Genomic DNA, 12,459 nt, shown 5'->3' on the forward strand with positions numbered 1-12,459 from the left:
CCACAGGATCACTTTTTGTCGCGGCGTTTCTTGCTGGCTTTCTTGTTGTGCGACATCAAGCGACGCTTCTTGTTGACCTGGCGGTCGGTCAGCGTGTTCTTGTTGCCTTCGTACGGGTTCTCGCCACCTTTGAACTCGATGCGGATCGGCGTACCGACCAGCTTCAGCACACGGCGGTAAGTGTTCTCCAGATAGCGCACATACGACTTCGGCACTTTCTCGATCTGGTTACCGTGGATCACGATGATCGGCGGGTTCGCACCACCCAGGTGAGCGTAACGCAGCTTGATCCGGCGGCTGTTGACCATCGGCGGCTGGTGCTCGCTGACCGCGTCTTCGAGAATCTGCGTCAGGCGGCTGGTCGGCCAGCGGGTGACCGCGGACTTGAACGAGTTCTGCACCGAGGCGTAGAGGTTGCCCACGCCAGTACCGTGCAGCGCCGAGATGAAGTGAATGTCGGCGAAGTCGACGAAGAACAGCCGACGTTGCAGCTCGACCTTCACAAAGTCGCGCTCGCTCGGGGTCATGCCGTCCCATTTGTTGATTGCGATCACCAGCGCACGGCCGGCTTCGAGGGCAAAGCCCAGCAGGTTGAGGTCGTGATCGACCACACCTTCGCGGGCGTCCATCACGAAGATCACAACGTTGGCGTCTTTGATCGCCTGCAGGGTTTTGACCACGGAGAATTTTTCGACTTCTTCGTGGATCTTGCCGCGCTTGCGCACACCGGCGGTGTCGATCAGCGTGTACTTCTCGTCGTTACGCTCGAACGGGATGTAGATACTGTCGCGGGTGGTGCCGGGCTGGTCGTAGACGATGACGCGGTCTTCACCGAGCATGCGGTTGACCAGAGTCGACTTGCCGACGTTCGGACGGCCGATGATGGCGATCTTGATCCCGTCTTTTTCGCTCGGGCCAGGAATGCGCTTGGCTTCCTCACCCTCGGCGACGATCTCTTCTTCTTCGCCTTCCGCCGGTTCGTCATCATCACGCGGGAAATCGCTCAGTGCCGCTTCCAGCAGTTGAGTGATACCACGGCCGTGAGCACCGGCGATCGGGATCGCGTGGCCCATGCCCAGCGGGGCAAATTCAGCGCGGGCCATTTCCGGGTCGATGTTGTCGACCTTGTTGGCAACCACGTGGGAACGCTTGTTACGCTTGCGCAAGTGTTCGGCGATCATCTGGTCGGCGGCGGTGAAACCGGCCTTGGCATCTACCAGGAACAGCACAACATCCGCTTCTTCAATGGCCAGCAGCGACTGCTCGGCCATTTTTTCGTCCATACCGTGTTCGTCACCGGAGATACCGCCGGTGTCGATCAGAATGTAGGAACGCCCTTGCCACTTGGCCTCACCGTACTGGCGATCACGGGTCAGACCGGACAAGTCGCCGACGATGGCGTCGCGAGTCCTGGTCAGGCGGTTGAACAAGGTGGATTTGCCGACGTTCGGTCGGCCCACCAGGGCGATTACGGGAACCATGCGGCTCTCCACTTCGTTATTTCAGAAAATACAAAAGCCGCTGCGAGGCAGCGGCTGGTGCTCGGGGCAACACTGTGGGAGCGGGCTTGCTCGCGAAAAACCGTAGCAGCACCGCGTTTAATCAGGCTGTACGCGTCTTCGTTGAGGCCTTCGCGAGCAAGCCCGCTCCCACAAATGAAGCTGCCTGGGGCGTTAACCCCAAGCATAGTTGTTACTTGATGGTCAGGGCTTCCAGTTTGCCGCTGTTGCCATACACATAGATCGTGTTGCCCACCACCAGCGGACGGGCACGCAGGCCGTCACTGTCGATACGCTCACGACCCACAAAACGACCGTCCACCTGGCTCAACAGGTGCAGGTAACCTTCCAGGTCACCGACGGCTACGTAGCTGGAGAACACTTCCGGAGCCGACAGTTGGCGGCGAGCCAGCGAGTCGTTGCTCCACAGTGCAGTAGTCGAACGCTCGTCAACGCCTTCAACGGTGCCCGAAGACAGGCTCACGTAGACGTTGCCGAAACCTTGAGCGACACCGGCATAGCTCGATGCATCGCGCTGCCACAATTGGCGACCGCTTTGCAGATCGAGTGCCGCAACGCGACCCTGGTAGCTGGCTACGTACAGCGTTTCGCCGGACAGCAGCAGACCGCCGTCGATGTCGACCACGCGCTCCAGTTCCGAACGACCGGTTGGAATCGCGACCCGTTGTTCCCAGACCGGCACGCCGTTGGAAATGTCCAGGGCGACCACTTTACCGGTCGACAGGCCAGCCACCGCGAGGCGGTTGGTCACCACGGGGGCGCTGGTGCCGCGCAGGGTCAGTACCGCAGGGGTGCTGTCGTAGGTCCAGCGACGGTCGCCGGTAGCCGCGTCCAGACCGATCAGACGATCGTCCTGAGTCTGTACCACTACGACGTCACCGTTGTTGGCCGGTGGCGCGAGGACTTCGCTGGAAACCCGGGCGCGCCACTTCTCTTCGCCGTTGATGGCGTCGAGGGCAACGATTTCACCCTTAAGGGTACCGATCGTGACCAGGCCGTAACCTACGCCAACGGCGCCGGAGACAGGCAGTTCAAGATCCTTTTTCCACTTCACGTCGCCATTGCTGCGATCCATGGCCATCAGCACGCCGGTCACATCGGCCGCGTAGATGGTGTCACCATCGATCGCCGGCACCAGCATGTTGTAGGTTTCGCCCTGACCGTCACCGATCGAACGGCTCCACTGCTTTTGCAGAACCACTTCTTCTTTGAAGTCGGTCAGCTCGGCCGGTGGCAGTTCTTTTTTGCTGTTGCTGCTGCAACCCGCGGCCAGAATGGCCAGAGCCAGCAATGCTGCATGCTTCCAACGGATCACGTCACGCATCCCCTTTGGCCAGGTCGTCGAGCTTGATTTGAAGGCCACCGACTGCCGCTTCATCCGACAGTGCCGCCTTGGCTTTTTGATACGCGGTGTTCGCCTCGTCGGTACGACCCAGCTGAACCAGCAGATCACCCTTGAGTTCTTCGCGAGTGGCCAGGAACGCCTTGTCGGCATCGCCGTCGAGCAGCTTCAGGGCTTCATCGGCCTTGTTCTGCGCACCCAGCACCTGCGCCAGACGCTGACGGGCGATTTCGCCCAGCGCCGGGTTGGCCGGTTTGGCAACGATGGCTTTGAGTTCAGTCGCAGCGTCGTCCAGCTTACCGCTGTCGACCGCTACTTTGGCCACGAACAGGCTGCCGTACTGCGCGTACGCGGTGCCGCCGAATTCGCTGTTGAGCTTGCCGGCCAGATCCGCAACGCGGGCAGCGTCAGGCTTGCCGTCCGGGGTCAGCGTGGTTTCCAGCAGTTGCTGATAGAGCACCGAGGCGCCTTGCGACTGGTTGCTCTGATACTTGTGAAAAGCCTGCCAGCCGAACACGATGACCAGCGCCAACAGGCCGCCGGTGACCAGAGGTTTGCCGTTGCGTGTCCACCAGTCCTTCAAATCCGCCAACTGTTCGTCTTCGGTACTCGACACCCCAATACTCCTTAATCGCTAAATCGGCTGTTTAGACAGCTTCAACCCTGCACGACGCAGGTGGCCAGGTGAGCGGCAAGCGCATCCCAGGCAATGCTTTGTTGTTCGCCCTGGCCACGCAGGGGTTTGAAACCTACCACTTGCTGGGCCATTTCGTCGTCACCCAGGATCAGTGCATACAGCGCACCGCTCTTGTCGGCTTTCTTGAACTGGCTTTTGAAGCTGCCGGCGCCGGCATTGACTTGCAGACGCAGGTTTGGAAGCTGGTCACGCACACGCTCGGCCAAGGCCAGACCGGCCAGTTCGGCCTCCTCGCCAAAGGCGCAGAGGTAAACGTCGACCTGACGGGAGATTTCTTCCGGGATCTGCTCCAGGGTTTCGAGCATCAACACCAGACGCTCGATGCCCATGGCGAAACCCACGCCTGTAGTCGGCTTGCCGCCCATCTGCTCGACCAGACCGTCGTAACGACCGCCCGCGCAGACAGTGCCCTGGGCGCCGAGCTTGTCGGTGACCCATTCGAATACGGTTTTGCTGTAGTAATCGAGGCCGCGCACCAGTTTCGGGTTGAGCACGTACGGGATGCCAACCGCGTCCAGACGCGCCTTCAGACCTTCGAAGTGCGCACGGGATTCGTCGTCCAGGTAGTCGGCCATCTTCGGCGCATCGACCAGTACGGCTTGAGTGTCGGCATTTTTGGTGTCGAGCACGCGCAGCGGGTTGGTTTTCAGGCGACGCTGGCTGTCTTCGTCGAGCTTGTCGTGGTGCGCCGAGAGGTACTCGACCAGCGCTTCACGATAGCGACCACGGGACTCGCTGGTGCCCAGGCTGTTGAGTTCGAGCTTGACCGCATCACGGATACCCAGCTCGCCCCACAGGCGCCAGGTCATGATGATCAGTTCGGCGTCGATGTCCGGACCGTCGAGGTTGAACACCTCCAGACCGATCTGGTGGAACTGGCGATAACGGCCTTTCTGCGGACGCTCGTGGCGGAACATCGGGCCGATGTACCAGAGTTTCTGCACCTGGCCACCGCCGGTGATGCCGTGCTCGAGCACTGCACGCACGCACGCCGCGGTGCCTTCCGGACGCAGGGTCAGGGAGTCGCCGTTGCGGTCTTCGAAGGTGTACATCTCTTTTTCGACGATGTCGGTCACTTCACCGATCGAGCGTTTGAACAGCTCGGTGAATTCGACGATTGGCATGCGGATCTGCTTGTAACCGTAGTTATCCAGCAGACGCGCGACAGTGCCCTCGAAATAACGCCACAGCGGGGTCTGTTCGGGCAGGATGTCGTTCATGCCACGAATGGCTTGCAGAGACTTGCTCACTTTAAATCCTTAAATTCATTCGGCTTTCAGTCAGGCTCAGCCGCGCGCGATGACCGCTGCGTCAGCTTCGACCTTCTCGGCCGCTTTCTCGCGGATCAGCTTTTCCAGCTCGTCCACCAGATTGTCATTCGTCAGTTTCTGCGACGGCTTGCCGTCGATGTAAATCAGGTTTGGCGTGCCGCCGGTCAAGCCGATATGGGCTTCCTTGGCTTCGCCGGGGCCGTTGACCACGCAACCGATCACCGCGACATCCAGCGGCACCAGCAGGTCTTCAAGGCGCCCTTCCAGCTCGTTCATGGTCTTGACCACATCGAAGTTCTGCCGCGAGCAGCTCGGGCAGGCGATGAAGTTGATGCCACGGGAACGCAGATGCAAAGACTTGAGAATGTCGTAACCGACCTTCACTTCCTCGACCGGATCGGCCGCCAGCGAGATGCGGATAGTATCGCCAATCCCCTCGGCGAGCAGCATACCTAGGCCCACGGCGGATTTCACTGTGCCCGAACGCAATCCACCGGCTTCGGTGATGCCCAGGTGCAGCGGCTGGACGATTTCTTTCGCCAGCAGACGGTAGGCTTCGACGGCCATGAACACGTCGGAGGCTTTCACGCTGACCTTGAAGTCCTGGAAATTCAGGCGTTCGAGGTGCTCGACGTGACGCAGCGCGGACTCGACCAGTGCAGCCGGGGTCGGTTCGCCGTATTTCTTCTGCAGGTCTTTTTCCAGGGAACCGGCGTTGACGCCGATACGGATCGGAATCCCGCGGTCACGGGCGGCATCGACCACGGCACGCACCCGGTCTTCACGACCGATGTTGCCCGGGTTGATGCGCAGACAGTCCACACCCAGTTCGGCGACGCGCAGAGCGATCTTGTAGTCGAAGTGGATGTCGGCAACCAGCGGCACCTTGACCAGTTGCTTGATCCTGCCGAACGCCTCGGCGGCGTCCATGTCCGGTACCGAAACACGGACGATGTCGACGCCGGCGGCTTCCAGACGATTGATCTGGGCGACGGTGGCAGCCACATCATTGGTGTCGCTGTTGGTCATGCTCTGCACAGCGATGGGCGCATCGCCGCCAACAGGTACGTTACCGACCCAGATCTTGCGCGAAACGCGACGTTTGATTGGAGATTCGCCGTGCATGACTTATTGACCCAACTTCAGGCGAGCAGTCTCGCCACTGGTGAACGGAGCGATATCGACCGGTTGGCCGTTGTAGCTGACCTGTGCGGCGCGAGCCACACCCAGGCGCACCGCCAGTGGCGGTTTGCCGGAAACCGAAACGCTGTCGCCTTTATGTTTCAGACCGCTGAACAGCACTTTGCCGCGACCATCGGTGACCTGTGCCCAGCAATCGGCGGTGAACTGCAGTTGCACCTGGCTGTCGCCAGCCGCTGGGACAGCTGCTTCTGCGGTCGGCGCAGGGGTAGCCGCGACCACTGGTGCGGTGACCGTCGGCGCTGGTGTGGCCGGGGCATTCGGTGCCGGAGCCGCCGGAGCCGCCACAGCCGGGGCCGGTGTATGAACCGGTGCCGCCGGCGTGGTCGCAGCCGGGGCGGCGGGTGCGGTGGCCGGAGCAACCGGCTCGGCACCGGTCGATTCAGCGGTGGTTTCCGATTGCGGCAGGGCCAGCGCGGTTGCGCCTTCGGCCTGACCTTCGGCAACGGCCTGGTCTTCCGGCTCGTCGATCGGGTGAATCTGTGTGGTGCCGTCGGCGCCTTCGACTTCAACGTGCTCCGGGGCCAGGCTGGTCACGTCCTTGCTGCGCTGCGAGGTCTGATCCTGCCACCAGACGAAACCGCCGCCGATGACCGCGACCAGCAACAGCAGGCTGACAATACGCAAAATAGTGTGTGAAACCCGCACCGGCTCTTCGATACGACCCAGCGCATGCACGTTGCTGCCCTGTGAGTCGGTGCCGGTGGACTGGTCGAATTGCTGAACCAGAACAGTCTGATCCATCCCGAGCAATTTGGCATAAGCGCGAATGTAACCGCGAGCGAAGGTATGCCCCGGCAGCTTGTCGAAAGCGCCAGCTTCAAGATTGCTCAGGGAAGTCACGGTGAGGTTGAGCTTGAGGGCCACTTCGGCCAGCGACCAGCCATTGCTTTCGCGGGCCTGGCGCAAAGTCTCACCGGGATTAACGCGAGTCGCTGCTACAACTTCGGGATGCGCCGCTTTCATCATTGCTCCGACAGGTATTGCTGATATTCCGGCGTACCGGGATAGAGTCGTTTTAATTGCAGGCCATAACTGGCGGCCTTGTCGCGATCTTCAAACACTTTTGCCAGCCGAACGCCGAGCAATAGACTACGTGCATTTTGCTCGGTTAGCAGGCTGAAACGGTCGTAATAGTCACGCGCGGGCACATAATGCCTGTCTTCGAAGGACAACTCAGCCATTTCCAGCAAAGCGCGCGGTTGTTGACGGTTCAGCCGCAGGGCTTTTTCCAGTTGCTGCTGTGCCAGATCCCGCTGACCGAGTTTCGAGGCGGTCATGCCGAGGTTCTCGAAGACTCGCGAACGCTCAGGATACAGGGTATCGGCGGCTGCCTGCTCAAAACGCTCGTAGGCTTCCTTGTAACGCTGTTCTTCGTAGAGAAAACTGCCGTAGTTATTGAGGATTCGTGCATCGGTGGGACGCGAGGACAGGGCTTTGCGGAAATGTTCGTCGGCCAGCTTCGGCTCCATTTCGGCCTGGAACACCAGGCCGAGGGCAGCGTTGGCATCAGGATCGGAGCCGTCCAGCTCCAGCGCCTTCTTCAGCGGCACCTTGGCGCGCTCGGTCATCCCTTGCTGCAAGTATCCCAGTCCCAGCTGCACGTAGGCGGCACGCGCTTCGTCGCGGCCCTTGCTGGTCTTCATCGGGTTGTAGTCACCCGACAGGACACAACCAGCACACAGGCTGGCCATCAGCAACAGCAGCGCAAAGCGCAGGGACATAGAGATCCTCTCTTAGTTAGTGTTCGCGGCGTTCTGTGCCAGATCGCTGTCGGCGCTCAACTCGCGCACGGCGATGTAACGTTCACTGCGACGGGTGCGATCCAGCACCTGCCCTACCAATTGACCACATGCGGCGTCGATGTCTTCACCACGGGTGGTGCGGACAGTGACGTTAAAGCCGGCCTGATGCAACTGATCCTGGAACCGACGAATGGCGTTGTTGCTCGGCCGCTCGTAACCGGAATGCGGGAACGGGTTGAACGGAATCAGGTTGATCTTGCACGGAATGTCTTTGAGCAGCTCGATCATTTCCACGGCGTGCTCAAGCTTGTCGTTGACATCCTTGAGCAAGGTGTACTCGATGGTCAGCACGCGTTTCTCGCCCAGGGCGGACATGTAGCGCTGGCACGACTCGAGCAGCATCTTAAGCGGATATTTCTTGTTGATCGGCACCAATTGGTTACGCAATGCGTCATTCGGTGCGTGCAGAGACAACGCCAGGGAGACGTCGATGTGCTTGGCCAGCTCATCGATCATCGGCACCACGCCCGAAGTGGACAGGGTCACGCGGCGCTTGGAGATCCCGTAACCGAGGTCATCCATCATCAGATGCATGGCGGCCACGACGTTGTCGAAGTTCAGCAGCGGTTCGCCCATGCCCATCATCACCACGTTGGTGATGGCGCGGTCGATGGTGGCGGGAACACTGCCGAAGGATTTGTTGGCAATCCACACCTGACCGATGACTTCGGCGGCGGTGAGGTTGCTGTTGAAGCCTTGCTTGCCGGTGGAGCAGAAACTGCAGTCCAGGGCACAGCCTGCCTGGGACGAAACGCACAGAGTGCCGCGTTTGCCCTGGGGAATGTACACGGTCTCGACACAGCTGCCGGACGCCACGCGCACCACCCACTTGCGGGTGCCGTCGCTGGAAATGTCCTCGCTGACCACTTCGGGACCACGGACCTCAGCAATAGCCTTGAGCTTGTCGCGCAAGGCCTTGCTGACGTTCGTCATGGCGTCGAAATCATCGACGCCAAAGTGGTGAATCCATTTCATTACCTGACCGGCACGGAAACGCTTCTCCCCGATTGAGTCGAAGAATTTTTCCATTTCCGGCTGGGTCAGACCCAGCAGGTTTGTTTTAACAGTCGATGTAGTCATGGATTCACCTTCACTCTTTAAGCAATGCTTAGCGAGTGGTTACTTCAGTAGCTGCGAAGAAGTACGAGATTTCGCGAGCAGCAGCGGCTTCGGAGTCCGAACCGTGAACGGCGTTGGCGTCGATCGACTCGGCGAAGTCAGCACGGATGGTGCCAGCAGCAGCTTCTTTAGGGTTGGTAGCGCCCATCAGCTCACGGTTCAGAGCGATAGCGTTTTCGCCTTCCAGTACCTGAACAACAACAGGACCGGAGATCATGAAAGCAACCAGGTCGCCGAAGAAACCGCGCTCTTTGTGCTCAGCGTAGAAGCCTTCAGCTTCAGCTTTGGACAGCTGCTTCAGTTTCGAAGCTACAACGCGCAGGCCTGCTTTTTCGAAACGAGTGGTGATCTCGCCGATGACGTTTTTTGCAACAGCGTCAGGCTTGATGATGGAGAAAGTACGTTGAACAGCCATGGTGTAACTCCAGAAACAGTAATTTGCGAAAAATTAAACCCGCGAATTATACGCGGGTTCTTGGGTATTGCCTAACCTGCGAGGACGATCAGTCCAATTCTTCAGCCCAGCGCGTCTGAACCGCTTCCAACACTTTCTCGCCGACCCGGCCAGAGGTGTTGTCAAAATCCGGCAGCTCTTTGATCCATTGCTGCAGATCGACGAAATTGACAGAGAACGGGTCTACACCCGGCTTGGCTTCGGCCAATTCTTCTGCAATGCGTTGAACATCATTCCAACCGTAGCTCATGACAGTCTTACCAGTCAGTGCGGCGCTTCGGCCGCATGGTTAAGCGAATATTTCGGGATCTCGACGGTGAGATCTTCTTCACCAACGATAGCCTGACAGGCCAGGCGCGATTGCGCTTCCAGACCCCAGGCGCGATCGAGGAAGTCTTCTTCCAGTTCGTCGGCCTCTTCCAGCGAGTCGAAACCCTCGCGGATGATGCAGTGGCAAGTGGTGCAGGCGCAGACGCCGCCACAGGCACTTTCCATCTCGATGTGGTGCTCGTGAGCCAGCTCGAGAATCGAAGTGCCAGGCTCAGCCTCGACGACCATCCCTTCAGGGCAGAACTTCTCGTGGGGCAGAAAAATGACCTGCGGCATCAGATATCCTCGATTTCATTCAGATTGCGCCCCGACAGAGCGGCTTTCACCGTCAGATCCATGCGGCGGGCAGCAAAAGCATCAGTCACTTGCGACAGACGCTTGGTCTGTTGCTCGATGGCGTAACCATCGGTGCCTTTCATCAGTTCGGCCAGTTCCTGCATCTGCAACTCGATGACCATGCGCTCTTCGGCGTCGAGCAAGCGCTCGCCATCAGCCTCCAGAGCGCCCTGCACCGCCTCGATCAGACGCTGGGCATCGACTTGCTGCTCGCGCAGGACGCGGGCGACCTTGTCGTCGTTGGCGTGCTGGAACGAATCCTTGAGCATCTTGGCGATTTCACCGTCGGTCAGACCGTAGGACGGCTTGACCTGAATGCTCGCCTCAACGCCCGAACCCAGTTCACGGGCAGACACGCTGAGCAGACCGTCGGCATCGACCTGGAAGGTCACGCGAATCTTCGCCGCGCCGGCCACCATCGCCGGAATGCCGCGCAGTTCGAAGCGTGCCAGGGAGCGGCAGTCGCTGATCAGCTCGCGCTCACCCTGCAGCACATGGATCGCCATGGCCGACTGGCCGTCTTTATAAGTAGTGAAGTCCTGCGCGCGGGCGACCGGGATGGTGGTGTTGCGCGGAATCACCTTCTCCATCAGCCCGCCCATGGTTTCCAGCCCAAGGGACAGTGGAATCACGTCGAGCAGCAGCAGTTCGCCGCCATCACGCTTGTTGCCAGCCAGCGTATCCGCCTGGATCGCGGCCCCGATGGCCACCACTTGATCCGGGTCGATTTCGGTCAGTGGCTGACGACCGAAGGCTTCGGCGACGGCCTCGCGAACACGCGGCACACGGGTCGAACCACCGACCATGACCACGGCATGCACGTCTTCCAGCTCAATACCGGAATCACGCACAGCGCGGCGGCAGGCTTTCAGGCTGCGAGCAACCATCGGCTCGATCAGCGCATCGAAGGCTTCGCGGGTCAGCTGCGCTTTCCAGTCACCGTAGGCGACTTCAACGCTGGCCGCATCGGTCAGGGCTTCTTTGGCCGCACAGGCGGTTTGCAGCAGATTGCGTTGTGCGCCCGGGTCGAGATCGGCAGACAGGCCGGCGCTCTCGATAATCCAGCCGGCAATCGCGTGATCGAAGTCATCCCCGCCCAAGGCGCTGTCGCCGCCGGTGGCCAGCACTTCGAAAACACCGCCAGTCAGACGCAGAATCGAAATATCGAAGGTTCCGCCGCCCAGGTCATAGATTGCGACCAGACCTTCGGCGTGTTGGTCCAGACCATACGCCACGGCGGCAGCGGTCGGCTCGTTGAGCAGACGCAGCACATTCAGACCGGCGAGTTTCGCCGCATCCTTGGTGGCTTGGCGCTGCGCATCGTCGAAATACGCCGGAACGGTGATCACCGCACCGACCAGCTCGCCACCCAGGGTCGCTTCAGCACGCTGACGCAAAACCTTGAGGATATCGGCAGAGACTTCGACCGGGCTTTTCGGACCTTGTACGGTGTCGATGAACGGCATGTGCGATTCGCCGCCGACAAAGCGGTATGGCAGTTGCTCGCCCAATTGCTTGACGTCGGACAAACCACGCCCCATCAGGCGCTTGACCGACAGCACAGTATTCAAGGGATCGGAGGACGCGGCCAGCTTGGCCGATTCGCCAACCTCGACGCGGTCGGCGTGATAACGCACGGCGGACGGCAGGATGACCTGCCCGTCAGCGTCGGCCAGTGGCTCGGAAAGACCACTGCGCAACGCAGCGACCAGCGAATTGGTAGTGCCCAAGTCGATCCCCACAGCCAGGCGACGCTGGTGCGGTTGAGGACTTTGGCCGGGTTCGGCGATCTGCAGTAGGGCCATCGTGATCAGGACTTATCTGTATATCAGGCGTGCGACCGGAGCGGCACTGGGTTAATCGTCGAGGCGCTCTTCTAACTGGCGCACTTCGTAGGTGAGCTTGTCGAGGAACTGCATGCGCCGCATCAGGCGTTCGGCCTGTTCGCGTTGCGCTGCATCATCCCAACAGGCTGCGAAGCTTTCGTTCAACTGTTCCTGAGCCACCTTCAGGCGCCGCTTGAATACCGCGACACCGTCGAGATCGGCGCTGTCCTGGAGGTCTTCGAGCTCTTCGCGCCATTGCATCTGCTGCAAGAGAAACTCGGGGTCATGGACCGTGACTTCCATCGGCACTTCATGCCCGCTGATGGTCAGCAGGTAGCGTGCACGCTGGGCAGGACTCTTGAGCGTCTGATACGCGTCGTTAAGCCGCGCAGACTGCTCGAGCGCTGAGCGCTGCTCGCGCTCGGAAGCGTCGGCAAAGCGGTCAGGATGAACACCGCGCGCCAACTCACGGTAGCGCGTGGCCAACTGCTCGAGATCCAGGCGAAAGCTCGGTTGCAGCTCGAATAAAGCGAAATGACAAGGAATACCCACGACAAGC

At 60.1% G+C, this 12,459-nt stretch carries 13 protein-coding genes; all 13 read right to left on the minus strand.

The window, feature by feature from the left end:
* Positions 1-8 precede the first annotated feature (8 nt).
* The 13 genes from der to hscB all read right to left on the minus strand — a co-directional run bounded on the left by der (position 9) and on the right by hscB (position 12,452).
* On the minus strand, positions 9-1,481 hold the full coding sequence (der, locus tag ACOYXG_RS21450) for a ribosome biogenesis GTPase Der (protein ID WP_027612132.1): 1,473 nt from the start codon (positions 1,479-1,481) through the stop codon (positions 9-11).
* Between the two features lie 211 nt (positions 1,482-1,692).
* The gene (gene bamB / locus ACOYXG_RS21455) at positions 1,693-2,844 is read right to left on the minus strand and encodes an outer membrane protein assembly factor BamB (protein ID WP_027612133.1); all 1,152 of its coding nucleotides are present in this window, start codon (positions 2,842-2,844) and stop codon (positions 1,693-1,695) included.
* Positions 2,837-3,478, minus strand: a complete 642-nt coding sequence (locus tag ACOYXG_RS21460) for a tetratricopeptide repeat protein (protein WP_007964436.1) — start codon at positions 3,476-3,478, stop codon at positions 2,837-2,839. The genes bamB and ACOYXG_RS21460 overlap by 8 nt, the downstream gene beginning before the upstream one ends.
* A 41-nt stretch (positions 3,479-3,519) precedes the next feature.
* Entirely contained in the window at positions 3,520-4,809 is a 1,290-nt protein-coding gene (hisS, locus tag ACOYXG_RS21465) for a histidine--tRNA ligase (protein WP_027612134.1), read from the minus strand.
* A 36-nt stretch (positions 4,810-4,845) separates the two neighbouring features.
* Positions 4,846-5,955: a flavodoxin-dependent (E)-4-hydroxy-3-methylbut-2-enyl-diphosphate synthase gene (gene ispG / locus ACOYXG_RS21470; protein ID WP_007964434.1), complete on the minus strand. Its 1,110-nt coding sequence runs from the start codon at positions 5,953-5,955 to the stop codon at positions 4,846-4,848.
* 3 nt (positions 5,956-5,958) lie between these two features.
* Complete coding sequence (locus tag ACOYXG_RS21475; RefSeq protein ID WP_460353878.1) at positions 5,959-6,996, minus strand: RodZ domain-containing protein; 1,038 nt, start codon at positions 6,994-6,996, stop codon at positions 5,959-5,961.
* Entirely contained in the window at positions 6,996-7,754 is a 759-nt protein-coding gene (pilW, locus tag ACOYXG_RS21480) for a type IV pilus biogenesis/stability protein PilW (protein ID WP_007964430.1), read from the minus strand. The genes ACOYXG_RS21475 and pilW overlap by 1 nt, the downstream gene beginning before the upstream one ends.
* 12 nt (positions 7,755-7,766) lie before the next feature.
* Positions 7,767-8,915, minus strand: a complete 1,149-nt coding sequence (gene rlmN, locus ACOYXG_RS21485) for a dual-specificity RNA methyltransferase RlmN (RefSeq protein WP_003227893.1) — start codon at positions 8,913-8,915, stop codon at positions 7,767-7,769.
* A 28-nt stretch (positions 8,916-8,943) separates the two neighbouring features.
* Entirely contained in the window at positions 8,944-9,369 is a 426-nt protein-coding gene (gene ndk / locus ACOYXG_RS21490; protein WP_007964426.1) for a nucleoside-diphosphate kinase, read from the minus strand.
* An 88-nt stretch (positions 9,370-9,457) separates the two neighbouring features.
* A complete protein-coding gene (iscX, locus tag ACOYXG_RS21495; protein WP_034156257.1) occupies positions 9,458-9,658 on the minus strand; it encodes a Fe-S cluster assembly protein IscX in 201 nt (66 codons plus the stop codon).
* Between the two features lie 14 nt (positions 9,659-9,672).
* Positions 9,673-10,014 carry an ISC system 2Fe-2S type ferredoxin gene (fdx, locus tag ACOYXG_RS21500; protein WP_041071821.1) on the minus strand — a complete coding sequence of 114 codons (342 nt, stop codon included), beginning with the start codon at positions 10,012-10,014 and terminating at the stop codon, positions 9,673-9,675.
* Positions 10,014-11,879: a Fe-S protein assembly chaperone HscA gene (gene hscA, locus ACOYXG_RS21505; RefSeq protein WP_003227899.1), complete on the minus strand. Its 1,866-nt coding sequence runs from the start codon at positions 11,877-11,879 to the stop codon at positions 10,014-10,016. The genes fdx and hscA overlap by 1 nt, the downstream gene beginning before the upstream one ends.
* A 51-nt stretch (positions 11,880-11,930) precedes the next feature.
* Positions 11,931-12,452 (minus strand): co-chaperone HscB, encoded by a 522-nt coding sequence (hscB, locus tag ACOYXG_RS21510; RefSeq protein WP_003227901.1) that lies wholly within the window; start codon positions 12,450-12,452, stop codon positions 11,931-11,933.
* Between the last annotated feature and the right edge of the window lie 7 nt (positions 12,453-12,459).

The organism is Pseudomonas sp. G3-39 (assembly GCF_054790485.1).